This window comes from Vibrio sp. CB1-5 (assembly GCF_059412285.1).
In genome coordinates, this window is the sequence record NZ_JBJHPB010000022.1 from 64,486 (window position 1) to 85,378 (window position 20,893).

Annotated in this window: 36 protein-coding genes; 4 read left to right on the forward strand and 32 right to left on the reverse strand. The window is 45.8% G+C overall.

Going from position 1 to position 20,893, the window contains the following annotated elements; translation table 11 throughout:
• Positions 1-50: 50 nt before the first annotated feature.
• A complete protein-coding gene (cobA, locus tag ACJB0T_RS15520) occupies positions 51-926 on the reverse strand; it encodes a uroporphyrinogen-III C-methyltransferase (protein ID WP_479288625.1) in 876 nt (291 codons plus the stop codon).
• 319 nt (positions 927-1,245) lie between these two features.
• Between cobA and cpdB the strand changes: the two genes are divergently transcribed.
• Both cpdB and ACJB0T_RS15530 read left to right on the forward strand, forming a co-directional pair.
• Positions 1,246-3,207, forward strand: a complete 1,962-nt coding sequence (gene cpdB, locus ACJB0T_RS15525; RefSeq protein WP_479288624.1) for a 2',3'-cyclic-nucleotide 2'-phosphodiesterase — start codon at positions 1,246-1,248, stop codon at positions 3,205-3,207.
• Between the two features lie 121 nt (positions 3,208-3,328).
• Entirely contained in the window at positions 3,329-3,781 is a 453-nt protein-coding gene (locus ACJB0T_RS15530; RefSeq protein WP_479288623.1) for a GNAT family N-acetyltransferase, read from the forward strand.
• Between the two features lie 63 nt (positions 3,782-3,844).
• Here ACJB0T_RS15530 and ACJB0T_RS15535 read toward each other — a convergent pair whose 3' ends face one another.
• Positions 3,845-4,441, reverse strand: a complete 597-nt coding sequence (locus tag ACJB0T_RS15535; RefSeq protein WP_479292172.1) for a LysM-like peptidoglycan-binding domain-containing protein — start codon at positions 4,439-4,441, stop codon at positions 3,845-3,847.
• A 211-nt stretch (positions 4,442-4,652) separates the two neighbouring features.
• On the opposite strand from ACJB0T_RS15535, the gene bamJ reads away from it, so the two are divergent.
• Entirely contained in the window at positions 4,653-5,276 is a 624-nt protein-coding gene (bamJ, locus tag ACJB0T_RS15540; RefSeq protein WP_479288622.1) for a BamJ family beta-barrel-assembly machinery protein, read from the forward strand.
• Positions 5,277-5,371: 95 nt separating this feature from the next.
• Positions 5,372-5,839 carry a DUF2780 domain-containing protein gene (locus ACJB0T_RS15545; RefSeq protein WP_479288621.1) on the forward strand — a complete coding sequence of 156 codons (468 nt, stop codon included), beginning with the start codon at positions 5,372-5,374 and terminating at the stop codon, positions 5,837-5,839.
• A 99-nt stretch (positions 5,840-5,938) separates the two neighbouring features.
• On the opposite strand, the gene rplQ is transcribed toward ACJB0T_RS15545, so the two are convergent.
• The 30 genes from rplQ to ACJB0T_RS15695 form a co-directional block, all read right to left on the reverse strand.
• On the reverse strand, positions 5,939-6,325 hold the full coding sequence (gene rplQ, locus ACJB0T_RS15550; RefSeq protein WP_031493230.1) for a 50S ribosomal protein L17: 387 nt from the start codon (positions 6,323-6,325) through the stop codon (positions 5,939-5,941).
• A gap of 26 nt (positions 6,326-6,351) precedes the next feature.
• Positions 6,352-7,344 carry a DNA-directed RNA polymerase subunit alpha gene (locus tag ACJB0T_RS15555; RefSeq protein WP_042478691.1) on the reverse strand — a complete coding sequence of 331 codons (993 nt, stop codon included), beginning with the start codon at positions 7,342-7,344 and terminating at the stop codon, positions 6,352-6,354.
• A gap of 24 nt (positions 7,345-7,368) precedes the next feature.
• The gene (rpsD, locus tag ACJB0T_RS15560) at positions 7,369-7,989 is read right to left on the reverse strand and encodes a 30S ribosomal protein S4 (protein WP_042478689.1); all 621 of its coding nucleotides are present in this window, start codon (positions 7,987-7,989) and stop codon (positions 7,369-7,371) included.
• A gap of 27 nt (positions 7,990-8,016) precedes the next feature.
• On the reverse strand, positions 8,017-8,406 hold the full coding sequence (gene rpsK / locus ACJB0T_RS15565; RefSeq protein WP_001118870.1) for a 30S ribosomal protein S11: 390 nt from the start codon (positions 8,404-8,406) through the stop codon (positions 8,017-8,019).
• A gap of 18 nt (positions 8,407-8,424) precedes the next feature.
• On the reverse strand, positions 8,425-8,781 hold the full coding sequence (rpsM, locus tag ACJB0T_RS15570) for a 30S ribosomal protein S13 (protein WP_005450559.1): 357 nt from the start codon (positions 8,779-8,781) through the stop codon (positions 8,425-8,427).
• 148 nt (positions 8,782-8,929) lie between these two features.
• Complete coding sequence (rpmJ, locus tag ACJB0T_RS15575; RefSeq protein ID WP_042478686.1) at positions 8,930-9,046, reverse strand: 50S ribosomal protein L36; 117 nt, start codon at positions 9,044-9,046, stop codon at positions 8,930-8,932.
• A 39-nt stretch (positions 9,047-9,085) separates the two neighbouring features.
• A complete protein-coding gene (secY, locus tag ACJB0T_RS15580; RefSeq protein ID WP_338163374.1) occupies positions 9,086-10,420 on the reverse strand; it encodes a preprotein translocase subunit SecY in 1,335 nt (444 codons plus the stop codon).
• A gap of 20 nt (positions 10,421-10,440) precedes the next feature.
• Entirely contained in the window at positions 10,441-10,875 is a 435-nt protein-coding gene (gene rplO, locus ACJB0T_RS15585; RefSeq protein ID WP_112460405.1) for a 50S ribosomal protein L15, read from the reverse strand.
• Positions 10,876-10,880: 5 nt separating this feature from the next.
• Positions 10,881-11,057 carry a 50S ribosomal protein L30 gene (rpmD, locus tag ACJB0T_RS15590; RefSeq protein WP_004410429.1) on the reverse strand — a complete coding sequence of 59 codons (177 nt, stop codon included), beginning with the start codon at positions 11,055-11,057 and terminating at the stop codon, positions 10,881-10,883.
• Positions 11,058-11,064: 7 nt separating this feature from the next.
• A complete protein-coding gene (gene rpsE, locus ACJB0T_RS15595; RefSeq protein WP_042478682.1) occupies positions 11,065-11,565 on the reverse strand; it encodes a 30S ribosomal protein S5 in 501 nt (166 codons plus the stop codon).
• A gap of 14 nt (positions 11,566-11,579) precedes the next feature.
• Positions 11,580-11,933: a 50S ribosomal protein L18 gene (rplR, locus tag ACJB0T_RS15600; protein WP_038228845.1), complete on the reverse strand. Its 354-nt coding sequence runs from the start codon at positions 11,931-11,933 to the stop codon at positions 11,580-11,582.
• Between the two features lie 9 nt (positions 11,934-11,942).
• Positions 11,943-12,476 carry a 50S ribosomal protein L6 gene (gene rplF / locus ACJB0T_RS15605; RefSeq protein ID WP_042502759.1) on the reverse strand — a complete coding sequence of 178 codons (534 nt, stop codon included), beginning with the start codon at positions 12,474-12,476 and terminating at the stop codon, positions 11,943-11,945.
• A gap of 12 nt (positions 12,477-12,488) precedes the next feature.
• Complete coding sequence (gene rpsH, locus ACJB0T_RS15610) at positions 12,489-12,881, reverse strand: 30S ribosomal protein S8 (protein ID WP_042502757.1); 393 nt, start codon at positions 12,879-12,881, stop codon at positions 12,489-12,491.
• A gap of 29 nt (positions 12,882-12,910) precedes the next feature.
• A complete protein-coding gene (gene rpsN / locus ACJB0T_RS15615; protein ID WP_042502755.1) occupies positions 12,911-13,216 on the reverse strand; it encodes a 30S ribosomal protein S14 in 306 nt (101 codons plus the stop codon).
• 17 nt (positions 13,217-13,233) lie between these two features.
• Positions 13,234-13,773, reverse strand: coding sequence for a 50S ribosomal protein L5 (gene rplE, locus ACJB0T_RS15620; RefSeq protein ID WP_006075572.1), 540 nt, complete (start codon positions 13,771-13,773; stop codon positions 13,234-13,236).
• A gap of 24 nt (positions 13,774-13,797) precedes the next feature.
• A complete protein-coding gene (rplX, locus tag ACJB0T_RS15625) occupies positions 13,798-14,115 on the reverse strand; it encodes a 50S ribosomal protein L24 (RefSeq protein WP_042478676.1) in 318 nt (105 codons plus the stop codon).
• A gap of 11 nt (positions 14,116-14,126) precedes the next feature.
• Positions 14,127-14,498 (reverse strand): 50S ribosomal protein L14, encoded by a 372-nt coding sequence (gene rplN / locus ACJB0T_RS15630; RefSeq protein ID WP_006075569.1) that lies wholly within the window; start codon positions 14,496-14,498, stop codon positions 14,127-14,129.
• Between the two features lie 160 nt (positions 14,499-14,658).
• The gene (gene rpsQ, locus ACJB0T_RS15635; protein WP_042478674.1) at positions 14,659-14,913 is read right to left on the reverse strand and encodes a 30S ribosomal protein S17; all 255 of its coding nucleotides are present in this window, start codon (positions 14,911-14,913) and stop codon (positions 14,659-14,661) included.
• Positions 14,913-15,104 carry a 50S ribosomal protein L29 gene (rpmC, locus tag ACJB0T_RS15640; RefSeq protein WP_004736737.1) on the reverse strand — a complete coding sequence of 64 codons (192 nt, stop codon included), beginning with the start codon at positions 15,102-15,104 and terminating at the stop codon, positions 14,913-14,915. The genes rpsQ and rpmC overlap by 1 nt, the downstream gene beginning before the upstream one ends.
• On the reverse strand, positions 15,104-15,514 hold the full coding sequence (gene rplP, locus ACJB0T_RS15645) for a 50S ribosomal protein L16 (protein WP_006075723.1): 411 nt from the start codon (positions 15,512-15,514) through the stop codon (positions 15,104-15,106). Before rplP ends, rpmC begins: the two co-directional genes overlap by 1 nt.
• 11 nt (positions 15,515-15,525) lie before the next feature.
• Positions 15,526-16,224 carry a 30S ribosomal protein S3 gene (gene rpsC / locus ACJB0T_RS15650; RefSeq protein WP_112481252.1) on the reverse strand — a complete coding sequence of 233 codons (699 nt, stop codon included), beginning with the start codon at positions 16,222-16,224 and terminating at the stop codon, positions 15,526-15,528.
• A gap of 16 nt (positions 16,225-16,240) precedes the next feature.
• Positions 16,241-16,573, reverse strand: a complete 333-nt coding sequence (gene rplV / locus ACJB0T_RS15655) for a 50S ribosomal protein L22 (RefSeq protein WP_042478670.1) — start codon at positions 16,571-16,573, stop codon at positions 16,241-16,243.
• 10 nt (positions 16,574-16,583) lie between these two features.
• Positions 16,584-16,862: a 30S ribosomal protein S19 gene (gene rpsS / locus ACJB0T_RS15660; RefSeq protein WP_031495622.1), complete on the reverse strand. Its 279-nt coding sequence runs from the start codon at positions 16,860-16,862 to the stop codon at positions 16,584-16,586.
• 19 nt (positions 16,863-16,881) lie between these two features.
• Positions 16,882-17,706: a 50S ribosomal protein L2 gene (gene rplB / locus ACJB0T_RS15665; RefSeq protein WP_042478666.1), complete on the reverse strand. Its 825-nt coding sequence runs from the start codon at positions 17,704-17,706 to the stop codon at positions 16,882-16,884.
• Positions 17,707-17,721: 15 nt separating this feature from the next.
• Complete coding sequence (gene rplW / locus ACJB0T_RS15670; protein ID WP_042478664.1) at positions 17,722-18,024, reverse strand: 50S ribosomal protein L23; 303 nt, start codon at positions 18,022-18,024, stop codon at positions 17,722-17,724.
• A complete protein-coding gene (gene rplD, locus ACJB0T_RS15675) occupies positions 18,021-18,623 on the reverse strand; it encodes a 50S ribosomal protein L4 (RefSeq protein ID WP_042478663.1) in 603 nt (200 codons plus the stop codon). Before rplD ends, rplW begins: the two co-directional genes overlap by 4 nt.
• 16 nt (positions 18,624-18,639) lie before the next feature.
• A complete protein-coding gene (gene rplC / locus ACJB0T_RS15680; RefSeq protein WP_112460406.1) occupies positions 18,640-19,269 on the reverse strand; it encodes a 50S ribosomal protein L3 in 630 nt (209 codons plus the stop codon).
• 14 nt (positions 19,270-19,283) lie between these two features.
• Positions 19,284-19,595: a 30S ribosomal protein S10 gene (gene rpsJ, locus ACJB0T_RS15685; protein WP_031495630.1), complete on the reverse strand. Its 312-nt coding sequence runs from the start codon at positions 19,593-19,595 to the stop codon at positions 19,284-19,286.
• Positions 19,596-19,965: 370 nt separating this feature from the next.
• Positions 19,966-20,442 carry a bacterioferritin gene (gene bfr / locus ACJB0T_RS15690; protein WP_479288620.1) on the reverse strand — a complete coding sequence of 159 codons (477 nt, stop codon included), beginning with the start codon at positions 20,440-20,442 and terminating at the stop codon, positions 19,966-19,968.
• Positions 20,443-20,523: 81 nt separating this feature from the next.
• On the reverse strand, positions 20,524-20,712 hold the full coding sequence (locus ACJB0T_RS15695) for a (2Fe-2S)-binding protein (protein ID WP_042502742.1): 189 nt from the start codon (positions 20,710-20,712) through the stop codon (positions 20,524-20,526).
• Between the last annotated feature and the right edge of the window lie 181 nt (positions 20,713-20,893).

The window sequence follows — 20,893 nt, forward strand, 5'->3', positions numbered from 1 at the left end:
TTGGCCAACACACGACTGATTTAGAATATGAGTGAGCTATCCTCTTAGGGTTAAGCTCTAATACTTTGTAGTGTTTCGATTTGGTTTGGCTGTGCACTATCTTCACCAAACCAAGAGAGTTCATCGGCTAACGAGACCACCTCTCCGACAACAATCAGTGATGGCGACTGCGCATCTTTGGCCATCTCCGGTAGTGTTGACAAAGTGCCGCGTAAGACCTTTTGGGTTGCCTGTGTCCCACGCTCAATAATGGCAACAGGTACACTTGAACTACGACCATGTTGAATAAGTTGCGACTGGATATAGTCAGATTTCATGAGTCCCATGTAGATAACGAGAGTCTGATTGCCGCGCGCCAGCGTCGACCAATCCATATCATCGCTATCTGGTTTTAGGTGCCCGGTGACAAACAGCGCCGATTGCGCGTAGTCTCGATGAGTTAGGGGGATACCTGCGTAAGCCGTCGCACCAGCGGCTGCGGTAATGCCCGGTACCACTTGAAATCGAATACCTGCTGATGCGAGAACTTGCAGCTCTTCACCACCACGGCCAAATACAAACGGATCGCCACCTTTAATACGAACGACTTTATGACCGCTCTGGGCAAACTCGACCAACAGTTGATTAGTTTTTTCTTGAGGAACGCTGTGATGGCCTGCTCTTTTGCCCACACAAACCAAAATAGTACTATCTGGTACCAGCGCCATAATTTCTTCAGAAACAAGGTAGTCGTAGAGCACAACGTCAGCTTGTTGCAGAAGATTTAGTGCTTTTATGGTGAGCAATTCAGGATCGCCAGGACCGGCACCGATTAAAGCCACCTCGCCTTTGTTGAGCTGTGATTTGGCTAGCCTTGGCTTATCTTGGCTGCTAACCAAAGTGGGTGTACTTCCTTTGCCCGGCTGGTTAGTTAAAGTTGGGTTCATAATGGCAATCCTTCGCATATCGAATGATGGCATTATGACCACTCGCCTATATTACTTGAAATTCTAAAATTTCATTTTTTATTCCAAAAGCCACTAAAGAAGCTGTTTAGTCCGAAAGTATGTACAAATTTCGAGCTAACTCGCCGCATTGAACCTCTATCAGTTGTAGTCTTACTGGTAAAGGTGAGAGATCGGTATCAGAACCCCAGCAAGTAACAAATACAGATCACACTTTTATAGCCATAGAAACATTTCTTACATCACAAATTGATACACTTACCAAGTTTTTGAATCACCCTCGAATTAAAAGGATATAAAGATGAAAGTGGCAGTGACCCCAATTTCTATCGCTGTACTAGGCGGGATGCTTGCAATGGCAGGCCCAGCGATGGCTGACGAGATCAAGTTAAGAATTATCGAAACGACGGATATTCATACTAATGTTATGGATTACGACTACTACAAGGATAAGCCGTCGCAGAAAATCGGCCTGGCTCGCGCTGCTACTTTGGTGAAAGAAGCTCGTGGTGAGGTAACGAACAGCGTATTGGTGGATAACGGTGACTTACTTCAAGGTAGCCCTATGGGCGACTACATGGCATCGAAAGGCATTAAGCCAGGTGAAACCCACCCAGTTTACAAAGCCATGAACCAGCTTGACTACGATGTGGGTAACATCGGTAACCATGAGTTTAACTATGGCCTTGAGTTCCTTAAAACTTCACTGGAAGGCGCTAATTTCCCGTATATCAGTGCTAACGTGTTTGACAAAAAAACCGGCGACCACTACTTCAAGCCTTACCTAATCAAAACCCATACGTTCAAGGACACCGATGGCAATGCACACGACGTGAAAGTTGGCTACATTGGCTTCGTACCACCTCAAATCATGGTGTGGGATAAGAAAAACCTCGAAGGCAAAGTGTTCGCTGAAGACATCAAAGCTTCCGCTGAAAAGTTAGTGCCACAAATGAAGAAAGAAGGTGCGGACATTATCGTTGCTATCCCGCACTCAGGCGTTTCAAGCGATCCGTATAAAGCTGGCGCAGAAAACTCGACTTACTACCTTTCTGAAGTAAAAGGCATCGATGCGATTGCGTTTGGTCACTCTCATGCAGTATTCCCAGGTAAAGGCTTTGACAATATCCAAGGCGTCGACAACGAGAAAGGCACCATTAATGGTGTTGCTGCGGTGATGCCAGGACGTTGGGGTAGCCACGTTGGTGTAATGGATCTGATACTTGAGCAAGACGGTGATAGCTGGAAAGTGGCTGACGCGCAAACAGAAGCTCGTCCAATCTTCGACGCTGCTAACAAAAAGCCAATTGCTGAAGCAGACCAAGGTATTGTCAATGCGGTTAAAGGCGACCACAGTGCCACACGTGATTTCGTTAACCAACCGATTGGTAAAGCCAATGACGTGATGTACAGCTTCTTAGCGCTGGTTCAAGATGATCCTACGGTACAGATCGTTAACCTTGCACAGAAAGACTATGTAGAAACCATGATCCAAGGCGACCCAGATCTTGATGGTCTGCCAGTTCTGTCTGCTGCTGCGCCATTTAAAGCCGGTGGCCGTAAAAACGATCCAGCGAACTTTACCGAAGTAGAGTCGGGCCAGCTTACATTCCGAAATGCGGCCGACCTATACCTATACCCAAATACTCTTGTCGCACTGAAAGTAACGGGTAAAGAAGTGAAGGAATGGTTAGAGTGTTCTGCAGGTCAGTTCAAACAAATCGATGCGAACTCTAACAAACCACAATCACTGATCGATTGGGACGGCTTCCGCACCTACAACTTTGATGTGATGGATGGCGTTGAATATCAAATCGATGTCACTAAACCAGCCCGTTATGACGGCAACTGTAAACTGCTGGATGAAGGTAGCGAACGTATCGTTGGTCTGACGTATAACGGCAAACCAATCGACATGAAGCAAACCTTTATCATTGCGACCAATAACTACCGTGCATACAGCAACAAGTTCCCGGGTACCGGTAGCGACTTTATCGCATTTGATTCTCCAGATGAAAACCGCTCTATCGTTGCTAACTACATCTCGAAAGTAAGCAAAGAGAAAGGCGAAGTCACCCCAAGTGCGGACAACAACTGGTCGTTTGCACCAATTAGCACAAACGCTAAGCTAGACGTCCGTTTTGAAACCTCTCCATCAGAGAAAGCGGCGCAATTTATCAGCGACAAAGGTCAATACCCGATGAAGAAGGTAGCGACTGATGATGTTGGCTTCGCGGTTTACCAAATCGACTTACAAAAATAAGGGTATCTAGATTTAGATACCGCCTTAATAAGTCTAGCCACGCGTAATGCGTGGCTTTTTTATTCGCCTCGGTTTAGTCTAAGAACGATAGGCCGTTGATCGCAATAAAGAGAAGTACATCATGATTATCTGGAAGACAAAAACGTTCACTGAACTCAACACGACTGAGCTATATGAGTTGATCAAACTGCGCGTCGATGTCTTTGTGGTAGAACAAACCTGCCCTTATCCAGAACTGGATAACAAAGACCAAATCGAAGGCGTGCACCATTTACTGGGTTACCAAGGTGATGAACTCGTCGCCTGTGCGCGATTGCTACCAAAAGGCACTACGTACGAACAAGTGAGTATTGGCCGTGTTGCGACGAAGCAGACGCATAGAGGAGGTGGTTTAGGGCATGACCTACTCGTGCAAGCAAAACTCGAGTGTGAGCGTCTGTGGCCTAATGAGAGCATCCAAATCGGTGCGCAATCGCACTTGCAAGGTTACTACTCAAAACATGGCTTTAGTGCCTGCTCGGATGAATATCTAGAAGATGATATTCCTCATATTGACATGAGGCTTCTCAAGTAACCGTGACTTACACAACGACGACTTGAACTAAAAAGGGGCTTACACGCCCCTTCTTATCTCTAACTATTTACTACGACCAAATCCGCCGTCAGACAAACGGAAGAACATGATCGACTGGTCGCCGCGCTCAATCTGTAAGATATCTAAGCTACCTTCTTCATTGAACTTAAATCGAATTAGCTGACCTTGCTTAATTCGGCTTAGTGGTTTGTCGCTGCCTTCAATGCGTGCCAGCGCATTCAAGTCTGCCATCGGCAATTGGTTAGTGCGGAAAACGCGCGCGAGCGTATCTCCCTTCTTCACCGTATACTCACGCCAAGCCGTTTCTACTCGCTCTTCAACGTTGACTTGCGACGACTGCTCACTCAATGGCGCGGTATTGACGCTGACTGCTACTCGTTGATTGGTAGGGGTTACTTGAGGCGCATCAGCCTTTTGGCCTGGCAAAAGCATCAATACAATAACAACAGGAATGAGAACGCTCAAAACCCTTCTGTGTAGACGCGGTAAACGATGCCATAACACCTTAGCCTTATCACGTGACGCAGACAATCGAGACAAATCGATTTGCTTTAGACGCGATAAATCCAGCGCTTGCCACTTTTCTTTCAGCACTTGAACGTGGTCAACTTTTTGCTTTTTACGGTGACGACGATTCATTCCCATTTGTCTCCTACTACACAACCGTCTAAGTTTAAGAAAACCTGCGTTCAGAGTATAGAAAAATCGCAGGTCTGCTAATTTATAACCGCCTAATGTCACAAGTTTAACAACCAAAACGAATTAATTGGTAAAAGTTAGTTAGAGCATTTCGGTTTAAAGCCAGAACTGGTATGCTTTCGTCTTCATTCGAATAGCAAGAGAGACCGTCATGTCTGACGTGAAATTAGAAACTGTAGAACAGAAAGCAAGCTATGGTATTGGTCTACAAATGGGCCAACAACTAGCAGGTAGCGGCCTAGAAGGTCTAAACGTAGATGCAATCGCTAAAGGTATTGCAACTGCACTAACTGGTGACATGCCAGAAATCGAAATTGACGAGATCAACAACGCACTGCAAGAGCTACACACTCGTGCAGAAGCAGTACGTCAAGAAGCAGCTAAAGCTGCTGCAGCTGACGGTGAAGCGTTCCTAAAAGACAACGCTCTTCGTTCAGAAGTAACGGTTCTTGAGTCTGGTCTTCAATACGAAGTGATCACTGAAGGTACTGGCGAAATTCCATCTGCAGACAAAACTGTACGTGTTCACTACCACGGTGAGCTAACAGACGGTACTGTATTCGACAGCTCTGTATCTCGCGGTCAACCAGCTGAGTTCCCAGTAACTGGCGTAATCAAAGGCTGGGTTGAAGCACTTCAACTAATGCCTGTAGGTTCTAAGTGGAAGCTGTACATTCCTCAAGACCTAGCATACGGTGAGCGCGGCGCAGGTGCAGCGATTCCTCCGTTTGCAGCACTAGTATTCGAAGTTGAGCTACTAGACATCATCGCTTAATCTCAGCTCTGATACTCAATTTTTAAAAGCAGTGACTCGTCACTGCTTTTTTATTGTCTAATCTTAGTGAGTAGACAATAAAAATGGACGGTATCATGAGAACTCTTCTAGCCCTTTCTACGGCCCTACTAATTTCAGCCCCAACCCACGCTGCACTCGATCTCTCTAGTGTATCAGCTGACGATGCTAACAATTTGCTTTCCAGCGCGAATTCTATGATGAAGGCAAAAGACTCAGCAATTGTTAATGATTTAGTCAACGATCTCTCTGTCTCACCTGAACAAGCGACAACAGGTGTTGGGGCGCTACTCTCTCTGGCACAAAGCTCATTAGGTTCAGAGCAGCAGAGTGAACTAAGTTCGCTCATTCCCGGAATGGATTCGCTAACAAGCAGCGGTCTTCTCTCTTCAATACAAGATATGGATAGTGTTAAAGGTGCATTTTCATCAGTAGGTTTAGACCCGTCGATGATTTCACAATTCGCACCGGTAGTATTGGATTACCTGGGTTCACAAGGAGCAAGTTCAGGTCTCATGGACTCACTGACATCACTATGGCAGTAAAAGGGAGAGGCGATTTTAATCACGGTTGATTTCAAAATAACAGATAGCAAAAAGCCGAGCATAAATGCTCGGCTTTTTTAGTTCTACGAACTTTACTGATTACTCAGCAGCAGCTTCTTCAGATGCTTCTGGGCGATCAACTAGCTCAATGTAAGCCATTGGAGCTTTATCGCCAGCACGGAAGCCAGCTTTTAGGATACGAGTGTAACCGCCCTGACGAGCAGCAAAACGTGGACCTAGTTCGTTGAATAGTTTCGCAACTACTTCGTTATCACGAGTACGTGCAAATGCTAGACGACGGTTAGCAACACTGTCAGTCTTAGCTAGTGTAATCAAAGGCTCAACTACGCGACGTAGCTCTTTTGCTTTAGGCAATGTAGTCTTGATTACTTCATGACGTACAAGAGAGCTAGCCATATTGCTGAACATCGCTTTGCGATGGCTGCTGTTGCGGTTGAGTTGACGACCACTCTTACGATGGCGCATGACCTAATCCTTCTAACTAGTATCGATTAATCTTCAGCGATAGACGCTGGTGGCCAGTTTTCTAGGCGCATGCCCAGAGACAGACCACGTGATGCAAGTACGTCTTTAATCTCAGTAAGAGATTTTTTACCAAGGTTTGGCGTTTTAAGTAGCTCAACCTCAGTACGCTGTACAAGATCACCGATGTAGTGAATCGCTTCTGCTTTTAGACAGTTAGCAGAGCGAACTGTTAGTTCAAGATCGTCTACAGGACGCAGTAGAATAGGATCGAACTCCGGCTTCTCTTCCTTCTCCTCAGGAACACGTACATCACGAAGATCTACGAACGCATCCAATTGCTCAGCTAGAATAGTAGCTGCGCGACGGATAGCTTCCTCAGGTTCTAGAGTACCGTTCGTTTCCATATCGATAACGAGCTTGTCTAGGTCAGTACGTTGCTCAACACGTGCCGCTTCTACAGCGTAGGCAATTTTGTCTACTGGGCTGTAAGTTGCGTCAACTAGCAAACGACCGATTGGACGCTCATCTTCTTCAGTATGGATACGAGCTGAAGCTGGAACATAACCGCGACCACGTTCAACTTTGATTCGCATAGAAATCTCAGCGTTGTCATCCGTTAGGTGACAAATAACGTGTTCTGGGTTAGCGATCTCTACATCACCATCATGGGTGATGTCACCTGCAACAACAGGGCCTGAGCCTGATTTGTTTAGCGTAATAAACACTTCGTCTTTGCCTTCAGCAACGCGAACAGCTAGACCTTTCAGGTTAAGAAGAATCTCAAGGATATCTTCTTGTACACCTTCTTTAGTGCTGTACTCGTGCAGAACGCCTTCGATTTCAACTTCAGTCACTGCACAACCTGGCATTGACGAAAGCAAAATACGGCGAAGCGCATTACCTAGAGTGTGACCAAAGCCACGCTCTAATGGCTCAAGAGTTACTTTTGCGTGTGTCGTGCTAACTTGTTCGATGTCAACAAGACGTGGCTTAAGAAATTCTGTTACAGAACCCTGCATTGTGTCCTCTCTTTAGTTTAAACCTTACTTAGAGTAAAGCTCGACGATCAAGTGTTCGTTAATGTCAGCAGATAGATCTGAACGCTCAGGCATACGCTTGAATGTACCTTCCATCTTGCCAGCATCTACTTCAATCCAAGTTGGTTTTTCGCGTTGTTCAGCAACTTCTAGAGCCGCTTTAATACGAGCTTGCTGTTTAGCCTTCTCGCGGATAGAAACAACGTCGTTAGCCGTAATTTTGAATGAAGGAACGTTTACAACATTACCGTTAACTAGGATAGCTTTGTGGCTAACTAGCTGACGTGCTTCTGCGCGAGTTGCACCAAAGCCCATGCGGTAAACTACGTTATCTAGACGACCTTCAAGAAGCTGAAGTAGGTTTTCACCAGTGTTGCCTTTAAGGCGAGCTGCTTCTTTGTAGTAGTTACGGAATTGTTTTTCTAGAACGCCGTAGATACGACGAACTTTTTGCTTCTCACGAAGCTGAACGCCATACTCAGATAGACGACCGCGACGAGCGCCGTGTACACCTGGTGCGTTATCGATTTTACACTTGGTATCGATCGCGCGTACACCTGACTTAAGGAATAAGTCTGTACCTTCGCGACGGCTAAGCTTCAGCTTAGGACCCAAATATCTTGCCATGATTCTTCTCCAATTATCCTAGAAACGTTATACGCGACGTTTCTTAGGTGGACGACAACCGTTATGAGGGATTGGTGTCGCGTCAACGATGTTCGTGATGCGGAAACCAGCAGCGTTCAGTGCACGAACAGTAGATTCGCGACCTGGACCTGGACCCTTAACCATAACTTCCAAGTTCTTTAGACCGTATTCTTTAGCCATTTCAGCACAACGCTCAGCAGCAACCTGTGCAGCGAACGGAGTAGACTTACGAGAACCACGGAAACCTGAACCACCTGCAGTTGCCCATGCAAGAGCGTTACCTTGACGGTCAGTAATGGTTACGATTGTGTTATTGAAAGAAGCATGGATGTGCGCAACGCCATCTGCAACTTGCTTGCGTACGCGCTTACGAGCGCGAGTTGGTTGTTTAGCCATTGTACTCTACCTTCCCGATTATTTCTTGATCGGCTTACGCGGACCCTTACGGGTGCGAGCGTTGGTTTTAGTACGCTGTCCACGTAGTGGTAGACTGCGACGATGACGAAGACCACGGTAACAGCCAAGGTCCATAAGACGCTTGATGTTCATTGATACTTCACGACGTAGATCACCTTCTACAGTGTACTTAGCTACACCATCACGCAGTTGATCGATCTGCTCTTCAGTTAGTTCACTGATCTTAACATCTTCAGCAATACCCACTTCAGCTAGGATAGCTTGAGAGCGAGTTTTACCGATGCCGTAAATCGCAGTTAGTGCGATTACAGCGTGTTTTTGATCAGGAATGTTAATGCCTGCTATACGGGCCATTATTCACTCCTAGTGTTTCTTAAAAAGAATAGCCGCAGCAAAGCCCGTTATGGATACGCTGCGGAGTGCTACTTCTTTTGCACGCAAAAGGTAGGCCGAGGAATATACTCGACCATACCTTATATTTCAAGTAAAAATTTCTGCTTAATTAGCCTTGGCGCTGTTTGTGCTTTGGCTCACTGCTACAGATAACACGCACAACACCGTTGCGCTTGATAACTTTACAGTTACGGCAGATTTTTTTAACGGAAGCACGAACTTTCATTGCTAAACTCCGTAGATGAAATCTGGGATACTCGCCGAATTAACGGCCAACACCCTTCAGATTTGCTTTCTTCAACACAGAATCATACTGTTGTGACATCAGATGAGTCTGTACCTGTGCCATAAAGTCCATAATTACTACCACTACGATGAGTAGTGAAGTACCGCCGAAGTAGAAACGTACGTTCCACGCGACCATCATGAACTCGGGAATCAGACAGATAAAGGTAATATATAGAGCACCTGCAAGGGTAAGTCTAGTCATTACTTTATCAATGTATTTCGCTGTCTGCTCACCTGGGCGGATGCCGGGTACGAATGCACCAGACTTCTTCAAGTTATCTGCTGTTTCACGCGGATTGAAAACAAGAGCCGTGTAGAAGAAACAGAAGAAAATAATCGCTGCTGCATAAAGCATTACATACAGCGGTTGACCTGGGCTGAGAGCCAATGACACGTCAGTTAACCAACCGAACGCGCTGCTCTCACCATTCTGACCAAACCACTGAGCCAGTGTTCCTGGGAACAGGATAATGCTTGAAGCAAAGATTGCTGGAATAACACCTGCCATGTTGATTTTCAACGGTAGGTGTGTGCTTTGTGCAGCGAAAACCTTACGGCCTTGTTGACGTTTGGCGTAGTTAACGACGATACGACGTTGACCACGTTCCATAAACACAACAAAGTAAATCACTGCGAAAGCGAGTACAGCAATCAACAACAGAAGAAGTACGTGCAGTTCACCTTGACGCGCTTGCTCGATTGTTTGACCGATTGCAGAAGGCAATCCAGCAACAATACCTGCAAAAATTAGAATGGAAATACCATTACCAATTCCACGCTCTGTAATTTGTTCACCTAACCACATAAGGAACATGGTACCAGTTACTAAACTTACGGTTGCAATTAGCGTAAACATGGTTTGGTTGATAACAACCAGATTATTGACCATGTTTGGAAGGCCAGTTGCGATACCTATTGCCTGGAATGTTGCAAGTACAAGCGTACCATAACGCGTATATTGGCTAATCTTACGACGCCCTGCCTCACCCTCTTTCTTGAGTTCGGCTAACGCTGGATGAACTACCGTTAGCAACTGGACAACAATCGACGCCGAAATATACGGCATGATGCCCAGTGCTAAAATAGATGCACGCTCTAATGCACCACCGGAGAACATGTTAAACATTTCTACGATGGTACCTTTTTGCTGTTCGAACAAATCGGCAAGTACAGCTGCGTCAATACCAGGGATCGGCACAAAAGAGCCGGCACGGAACACTAAAAGTGCTCCTATAACGAATAAAAGTCTAGACTTAAGTTCGTTTAAGCCATTCTTTGCACTACTAAAATCTTGTCCTGGTTTCTTAGCCATCTGTACCTCATCCCTCGAGATTATTCCTCGATTTTACCGCCTGCAGCTTCGATTGCAGCTTTAGCGCCTTTAGTCACGCGTAGACCTTTAACAGTCACAGCTTTGTCGATTTCACCTGAAAGAACAACTTTAACAAATTCGATGTTCTTAGTGATAACGTTAGCTGCTTTAAGGCTGTTTAGGTCAACAACGTCACCAGTTACCTTCGCTAGCTCAGCTAGACGAACTTCAGCAGACACTAGGCTCTTACGAGAAGTGAAACCGAATTTTGGTAGACGCTGTTTCAAAGGCATTTGACCGCCTTCAAAACCTGGACGAACACTGCCGCCAGAACGTGATTTTTGGCCTTTGTGACCACGGCCACCAGTTTTACCTAGGCCAGAACCGATACCACGACCTACGCGCTTCTTAGAAGGCTTAGAACCCGCAGCCGGTGATAGAGTATTCAAACGCATTCTGATTACTCCTCAACTTTAACCATGTAGTAAACCTTGTTGATCATACCGCGAACGCACGGAGTATCTTCAAGTTCTACTGTGTGGTTGATTTTACGAAGGCCAAGACCTTTAAGACACGCTTTGTGCTTAGGTAGGCGACCAATTGAGCTCTTAGTTTGAGTTACTTTGATAGTTGCCATGGTGTTCTTACTCCGAAATAGATTCAACAGTTAGACCACGTTTAGCAGCAACCATTTCTGGTGACTTCATGCTACCTAGAGCATCGATCGTTGCACGAACGATGTTGATAGGGTTCGTAGAACCGTATGCTTTAGACAGTACGTTGTGTACACCTGCAACTTCTAGTACTGCACGCATCGCACCACCTGCGATAACACCCGTACCTTCTGCTGCTGGCTGCATGTAAACTTTAGAGCCAGAGTGGCGACCTTTCACCGGGTGGTGAAGAGTGCCTTCGTTAAGCGCGATCGTAGTCATGTTACGACGTGCTTTTTCCATTGCTTTTTGAATCGCAGCAGGTACTTCACGAGCTTTGCCGTAACCGAAACCTACGCGACCATTACCGTCACCAACTACTGTTAGTGCAGTGAAGCTCATGATTCGACCACCTTTAACCGTCTTAGAAACACGGTTAACGGCGATTAGCTTTTCTTGCAAATCACTAGCTTGTTGTTGTTCTTTAGCCATCTTCCAACCCTACCTTAGAATTTCAGACCAGCTTCGCGAGCAGATTCTGCTAGCGCCGCTACTCGACCGTGGTATTGGAAACCAGAACGATCGAATGCAACAGCAGATACGCCTTTTTCAAGAGCGCGCTCAGCAACAGCTTTACCAACTGCTTTAGCTGCATCGATGTTACCAGTACTCTTAACTTCTTCACGAATCGCTTTTTCAACAGTTGAAGCGGCTGCGATAACTTCAGAGCCGTTCGCTGCGATTACTTGAGCGTAAACGTGACGAGGAGTACGGTGTACTACTAGGCGAGTTGCACCCAGTTCTGCAATCTTACGACGTGCACGTGTAGCACGACGGATGCGAGATGCTTTCTTATCCATAGTGTTACCTTACTTCTTCTTAGCTTCTTTAGTACGCACATTTTCATCTGCGTAACGAACACCTTTACCTTTATAAGGCTCAGGCTCACGGTAAGAACGAATGTCAGCTGCAACTTGACCAACTAGTTGCTTATCACAACCAGTAATAATGATCTCAGTTTGGCTAGGACACTCAGCTTTAATACCCGCTGGCAACTCGTGCTCAACTGGGTGAGAGAAGCCAAGTGTTAGGCCTACAGCGTTGCCTTTGATAGCAGCACGGTAACCAACACCTTTAAGAGTTAGCTTCTTAGTAAAGCCTTCAGTAACACCAACAACCATGTTGTTAACTAGTGCACGAGCAGTACCTGCTTGTGCCCATGCGTTAGCAACACCGTCGCGAGGACCGAATGTAAGGTTGCTCTCTTCTTGAGCGATAACAACTGCGTTGTTTAGAACGCGAGTTAGTTCACCTTTAGCGCCTTTAACAGTAACTTCTTGGCCGTTTAGTTTCACCTCTACGCCAGCTGGAATAGCGACAGGTGCTTTAGCAACACGAGACATAATCTACTCCTATTAAGCTACGTAACAGATGATTTCACCGCCAAGACCTGCCTTACGTGCAGCGCGGTCTGACATCAGACCCTTGGAAGTAGAAACAACAGCAATACCCAAACCGCCCATCACAGTTGGTAGCGAGTCTTTGTTTTTGTAGACACGCAGACCAGGACGTGAAACACGTTTGATTTGCTCAATTACTGGTTTTGCTTGGAAGTACTTAAGTGTAACTTCTAGCACTGGTTTTGCTTCGCCTTCAACAGCGAAGTCAACGATGTAACCTTCAGCTTTCAGTAGTGCAGCGATTGCAACTTTAAGCTTTGAAGAAGGCATTTTTACAGCAACTTTGTTTGCTGCCTGACCGTTACGAACGCGGGTCAGCATATCCGAAATCGGATCTTGCATGCTCATAAGATTTACTCCAAATGATTAAGTGGCAATTACCAGCTAGCCTTACGAAGTCCAGGAATCTCGCCTTTCATGCAAGCTTCGCGAACTTTGATACGGCTTAGACCGAACTTACGTAGGTAACCGTGTGGACGACCAGTTTGGTTGCAACGGTTGCGCTGACGTGAAGCACTTGAATCACGTGGAAGAGCTTGCAGTTTAAGTACTGCGTTCCAACGATCTTCTTCAGATGCGTTTACATCGCTGATGATAGCTTTTAGAGCTGAGCGCTTTTCAGCAAACTTAGCTACTAGCTTCGCGCGTTTAGTTTCGCGCGCTTTCATTGATTGTTTAGCCATAACAGTAACCCTTCACCTTACTTACGGAATGGGAAGTTAAAGGCAGCCAGCAGAGCTCGGCCTTCCTCATCGTTTGCAGCAGACGTCGTAATAGTGATGTCTAGGCCACGAACACGGTCTACTTTATCGTAGTCGATTTCCGGGAAGATGATTTGCTCGCGAACGCCCATGCTGTAGTTACCGCGTCCGTCAAAAGACTTAGCGCTAACGCCACGGAAGTCACGTACACGTGGAAGTGCGATAGAGATTAAACGCTCTAAAAATTCCCACATACGTTCGCCACGCAAGGTTACTTTACAACCAATTGGGTAGCCTTCACGAATTTTGAAACCTGCAACAGATTTACGCGCTTTAGTGATAAGAGGCTTTTGACCAGAGATCGTTGCCATATCAGCTGCTGCGTTTTCTAGCAGTTTCTTATCGTTGATTGCTTCACCAACGCCCATGTTTAGGGTGATTTTCTCAATCCTAGGGACTTGCATGACGCTTGAGTAGTTGAATTGTTTGGTCAATTCAGCAACTACAGACGACTTGTAGTAATCATGCAGTTTCGCCATAGTAGAACTCCAAATTACTTTCTATTAGTTAGAAACAGTTTCGCCGTTAGACTTGAAGAAACGAACTTTCTTGCCATCTTCGATACGGAAACCGATGCGGTCAGCTTTACCAGTAGCCGCGTTAAAGATTGCAACGTTAGAAGCGTCAATTGCTGCTTCTTGCTCAACGATGCCACCTTGTTGACCTAGAGCCGGTTGAGGCTTTTGGTGCTTCTTAACAAGGTTGATACCTTCAACGATAACTTTACCAGTTGCTAGAACCTTAGTTACTTTACCTTTCTTGCCTTTATCTTTACCAGCAAGAACGATTACTTCGTCATTACGACGGATTTTAGCTGCCATTTTATAGCTCCTTACAGTACTTCAGGTGCTAGTGAAACAATTTTCATGAATTTCGCATTACGAAGTTCACGAGTCACTGGACCAAAGATACGTGTGCCGACTGGTTGCTCAGTAGTGTCATTCAACAATACACAAGCATTACGGTCGAAGCGAATGACAGAACCGTCTGGACGACGTACGCCTTTACGGGTGCGAACTACTACCGCCTTCAGAACATCACCTTTTTTTACTTTACCGCGAGGAATTGCTTCTTTCACAGTAACTTTGATGATGTCGCCGATGTGTGCGTAACGACGGTGTGAGCCACCCAGAACCTTAATACACATTACCTTGCGCGCGCCAGAGTTATCTGCTGCGTCAAGTGTACTTTGCATTTGGATCATTGTTAGTGCTCCGCTAAATATTAAAAACTAGACCCTCTCGGGTCGGGCTGCCTCTTTAAAGGGACGCGAATTGTACCACCCTTTTTTGTGATTGGGTAGACAAAAAATAAGCGGCCCCAAAAATAATTTGGAGCCGCTTGATTTCGCTAGAGAAAAACGATTAAATTTTCGCTTTTTCTACGATGCTTACCAAAGTCCAAGACTTAGTCTTAGACAGTGGACGGCACTCACGAACTTCAACAGTGTCGCCAATGCCACACTCGTTGTTTTCGTCATGTGCGTGTAGTTTAGTCGTACGCTTTACGAATTTACCGTAAATTGGGTGTTTAACCATGCGTTCGATTGCAACAACAATAGACTTGTCGCCTTTGTTGCTAATTACACGACCTAGTTGAGTACGGATTTGTTCGCTCATTATGCGCCTGCCTTCTCAGTCAAAACAGTTTTCACACGTGCGATATCACGGCGTACAGCTTTTAGAGTATGAGTTTGCTGAAGCTGACCAGTTGCAGCTTGCATGCGCAAGTTGAACTGTTCACGTAGCAAATTCAAAAGCTCAGCGTTAAGCTCTTCAACGTTTTTTTCGCGTAGATCTTGTGCTTTCATCACATCACCTGCTTAGTTACAAATGTAGTTTTGAACGGCAGTTTGCGAGCCGCTAGGCGGAACGCTTCACGTGCCAACTCTTCAGGTACACCGTCCATTTCGTACATAACCTTACCAGGTTGGATTTGGGCTACCCAGTACTCAACGTTACCTTTACCCTTACCTTGACGAACTTCTAGTGGTTTTTCTGTGATAGGCTTGTCTGGGAATACACGAATCCAGATTTTACCTTGACGCTTAACGTGACGCGTCATTGCACGACGAGCCGCTTCGATCTGACGAGCAGTAAGACGACCACGACCAACAGCCTTAAGACCGAATGTGCCGAAGCTTACGTCTGTACCTTTAGCTAGACCACGGTTGCGACCAGTCTGAACCTTACGGAACTTAGTACGTTTAGGTTGTAGCATCTGTCGACTCCTTACTTACGGCCTTTGCGCTGCTTCTTAGGCTTGTCGCCTTTTGGCTCTACAGCGTTAGCTGCTGGCATACCGCCTAGAATCTCACCTTTGAAGATCCAAACTTTAATGCCGATCACACCGTATTGAGTGTGAGCCGAAGAAGTTGCGTAATCAATGTCAGCACGTAGAGTGTGTAGAGGCACACGGCCTTCACGGTACCACTCAGAACGTGCGATTTCAGCGCCGCCTAGACGACCACTTACTTCCACTTTGATACCTTTAGCGCCAAGACGCATAGCATTTTGTACCGCACGCTTCATAGCACGACGGAACATAACACGACGCTCAAGTTGAGACGCGATGCTATCAGCCACAAGTTGGCCGTCTAGCTCAGGCTTACGTACTTCAGCGATGTTAATTTGCGCTGGTACACCTGCGATTTTAGCTACAGCTGCGCGTAGCTTCTCAACGTCTTCACCTTTCTTACCGATGACAACGCCAGGACGAGCAGTGTGAATAGTCACACGAATGCTCTTAGCTGGACGCTCGATAACGATACGTGAAAGAGACGCTTTTGCTAGTTCCTTAGTAAGGAACTGACGTACCTTGAAGTCGCCGTCTAGGTTGTCAGCGAAATCTTTGGTGTTAGCAAACCATGTAGCATTCCAAGGCTTAACGATGCCAAGACGAATACCATTAGGATGTACTTTCTGACCCATTGCTTATCTCCTAGTCTTAAGCGTCTGCAACAACAACAGTGATGTGGCAAGAACGCTTCAAGATACGGTCGGCACGGCCTTTAGCACGAGGCATAATACGCTTCATGATAGGACCTTCATCTACGAAGATTTTTGCGACTGAAAGATCGTCGATATCTGCACCTTCGTTGTGTTCCGCATTCGCGATTGCTGATTCAAGAACTTTCTTAACTAGTTCAGCAGCTTTTTTGTTGCTGAAAGTTAGTAGTTCAAGAGCTTGATCCACGCTTTTACCGCGGATTTGGTCTGCAACTAAGCGAGCTTTCTGAGGAGAAATACGAGCAAAGTTATGTTTAGCGATAGCTTCCATCATCTACTCCTTATTTCTTCTTAGCTTTCTTATCCGCAGCGTGGCCGCGGTAAGTGCGAGTTGGTGCAAATTCACCCAGTTTGTGACCGATCATTTCTTCGGTAACGAAAACTGGTACGTGCTGACGACCATTATGGACAGCGATGGTCAAACCAATCATTGATGGGATGATCATTGAACGACGGGACCAAGTCTTAACAGGCTTTTTGTCTCCGCTTTCCACCGCTTTCTCTACCTTCTTCAGCAAGTGTAGGTCAATAAAAGGACCTTTCTTGAGAGAACGTGGCATGGCGATTCCTCTTTATAGATTACTTATTACGACGACGTACGATGTACTTGTCAGTGCGCTTGTTCTTACGAGTCTTAAAGCCTTTAGTTGGCTGACCCCAAGGAGATACTGGGTGACGACCACCAGAAGTACGGCCTTCACCACCACCGTGTGGGTGGTCTACCGGGTTCATAACCACACCGCGAACGGTTGGACGAACACCGCGCCAGCGACTAGCACCAGCTTTACCTAGTTCACGTAGCATGTGCTCAGCATTACCAACTTCACCGATTGTTGCACGGCCTTCTGATAGTACTTTGCGCATTTCGCCAGAACGTAGGCGTAGAGTTACATATGCACCATCGCGAGCGATGATTTGTGCGTATGCACCTGCAGAACGAGCAATTTGTGCACCTTTACCAGGCTTAAGTTCAACACAGTGTACTGTAGAACCTACTGGGATGTTGCGCATCGGCAGAGTGTTACCTGCTTTGATAGGCGCATCAACACCAGACTGGATAGAGTCACCCGCTTGGATGCCTTTTGGTGCAATGATGTAGCGACGCTCACCGTCTGCGTACAGAACTAGAGCGATGTTTGCGCTACGGTTTGGATCGTATTCTAGGCGCTCAACTTTCGCTGGGATGCCATCTTTAGTACGTTTGAAGTCAACCAAACGGTAGTGATGCTTGTGACCACCACCAATGTGACGTACTGTGATACGACCGTTGTTGTTACGACCACCGTTCTTAGAGTTTTTCTCTAGAAGTGGAGCGTAAGGCTTACCTTTGTGAAGGTCAGCGTTAACAACTTTAACTACGTGACGACGACCAGGGGAAGTCGGCTTACATTTAACAATAGCCATTGTTTAACTCTCCTGTTATTCCGCACCGCCAACGAAGTCAAGATCTTGACCTTCAGCCAGAGTCACATACGCCTTCTTAACGTCGCTGCGGCGACCTTGACGTAGACCTTGACGTTTAGTCTTACCCTTAAGAACAAGAGTATTTACAGTCTTAACTTCAACTTCAAATAGCTTTTCTACAGCTGCTTTGATCTCTTTCTTAGTTGCATCTTTAGCTACTTTGAAAACGATAGTGTTCGCTTTCTCAGCTGCCATAGTTGCTTTTTCAGAGATGTGCGGAGCACGTAGAACTTTTAGGATACGCTCTTCAGTGATCATGCTAGCATCTCCTCAACTTGTTTAACTGCAGCAGCAGTAATAACAACTTTGTCGAACGCGATTAGAGAAACTGGGTCAATACCAGCTACGTCACGTGCGTCAACTTTGTATAGGTTACGAGCAGCTAGGAATAGATTCTCATCTACTTCGCTAGTCACGATTAGCGCATCTGTTAGCTCAAGCTCTTTAAGCTTAGCTACAAGCTCTTTCGTTTTTGGAGCTTCTACAGAGAAGTTATCAACAACGATTAGACGCTCTTGACGAACTAGCTCAGAAAGAATGCTCTTCATAGCACCGCGGTACATTTTCTTGTTAACTTTTTGGCTGTGATCTTGTGGTTTCGCAGCAAAAGTAACACCACCTGTACGCCAGATTGGGCTACGAATTGTACCAGCACGTGCACGGCCAGTACCTTTTTGACGCCATGGCTTAGCGCCACCGCCAGATACTTCAGAACGAGTCTTTTGAGCGCGAGTACCTTGACGAGCACCTGCTGCATAAGCAACAACTACTTGGTGTACTAGAGCTTCGTTGAAGTCACGTCCGAAAGTAGTCTCGGAAACAGTTAGTGCATCAGCACCTTTAACCATCAATTCCATTACTTACTCCTAGACGTTAAGCTTTAATAGCTGGTTTTACGATCACGTTGCCGCCTGTTGAGCCTGGTACTGCACCTTTGATAAGAAGCAGATTGCGCTCAGCGTCAACACGTACGATCTCTAGGTTTTGAGTCGTTACACGCTCAGCACCCATGTGACCTGCCATTTTTTTGCCTTTAAATACGCGACCTGGAGTTTGGCACTGACCAATTGAACCCGGAGCACGGTGAGACAAAGAGTTACCGTGAGTAGCATCTTGAGTAGAGAAGTTCCAACGCTTAACAGCGCCTTGGAAGCCTTTACCTTTAGAAGTACCAGTAACGTCTACTTTTTTAACGTCGTTGAATAGTTCTACGTTTAGCTCAGCGCCAACTGCGAACTCTTCGCCGTTTTCCAAACGGAATTCCCAAAGACCGCGACCTGCTTCAACACCTGCTTTCGCAAAATGGCCAGCTTCTGGCTTAGAAACACGGCTAGCTTTCTTAGCACCTGCAGTTACCTGGATTGCTGCATAACCGTCTGCTTCAAGTGTACGTACTTGAGTTACACGGTTCGCTTCAACCTCAACAACTGTTACAGGGATAGAAACGCCTTCTTCGGTAAAAATGCGGGTCATACCCACTTTACGTCCGACTAGACCAATCATTCTTCTAATCTCCCTTAACCTAGGCTGATTTGAACATCAACGCCAGCAGCAAGATCAAGACGCATTAGAGCGTCAACAGTTTTGTCTGTTGGCTCAACGATGTCGATCAAACGCTTGTGAGTACGGATTTCGTACTGGTCACGTGCATCTTTGTTGACGTGTGGAGAGATAAGAACAGTGAAACGCTCTTTACGAGTAGGTAGTGGAATTGGACCACGAACCTGTGCGCCGGTACGCTTAGCTGTTTCAACGATTTCCGCAGTCGACTGGTCGATTAGTTTATAATCGAAAGCCTTTAGGCGGATACGAATACGTTGGTTCTGCATGAGACAGAGCTCCAATAATTAAAAATTACACAAACAATATCGCCACTCATACTCGCGAAGGCGAGAGAATGCCGATTGATTTATGTGAAACCGTAGCACTCTAATTGAGCGCATTGTCAGCTAATTTTCGATTCACCCAACTGCTAGGCAGAGAGTAAATTGTATTAACTGCGAACATAAGCTGAGTCTACGTTACTAAGCACTTGCCGAGGCAAATTGCTTACTCCTCTTTGCTCATTGGTTCACAACTGAACTAAGTCAGTGGGCGGTATTATACAGATCACAAAACGGGATGCAATAGGTGAGGGAAAAATAAACGAATTTACTTTTAGGGTCTAGCTGGAAAGCACCAGACCCTGATTATAGCTCCCTACTCCTCGTCAACAAACTGAGCTTGAAGATAGTTTTCAATGCCCACTTTCTCGATAAGTCCAAGCTGGGTTTCGAGCCAATCCACATGCTCTTCTTCGTCTTCTAAGATATTTTGAAACAGATCACGAGAGACAAAGTCGCGACTATCTTCGGCGTAAGCAATCGCATCTTTTAAGTCAGGTATTGCCATCATTTCGAGTTTAAGGTCACACTCCAACATCTCTTTAGCATCCTCACCGACCATGAGCTTACCTAAATCTTGTAAATTGGGAATGCCTTCTAAGAATAAAATCCGCTCAATCAGATGATCAGCGTGTTTCATTTCATCAATAGATTCGTGGTATTCCTTATCAGCCAGGTGCTTTAAGCCCCAGTCTTTGTACATTCTTGCGTGTAGGAAATATTGATTGATGGCAACAAGTTCGTTACCAAGAATTTTGTTGAGATGTTGAATGATGATTGGATCGCCTTTCATGACAAAGCCCTCCTCTTTGGCTCAGTATTAACTGTAGAACCAATTGGGGAGGTGTCAAAGTCACCGGCCGAAGGTTTGGGGTTAGCTTACTTTTGCAAACTGCATCGCCTGTGTTTCGCTTAAGATTTCCTTTGCTTGTTTGACGCATTTACCACATTGAGAGCCAAGAGAAGTGCACTTTCTGATAGTACGCATATCGGTGATACCTTCTTCGATAGCGAGCTTACGCAATTTTTTATCAGAGATGCCATGACATAAACAAACAAACATAATACAACCTTTCACAATTCACGCAGAAGAATATAAACGAGAATCGTTAGTGTTACCAGTGCTATTTATCTCTAAATCGAGCTAACGAAGGTAAGTACCTGAAGGGACATTAAATTTAATTTTCATATATCAAGTAGGGTGAGGCGTTACCGCCTCATCCCTCTTACAGAACCGTACGTAC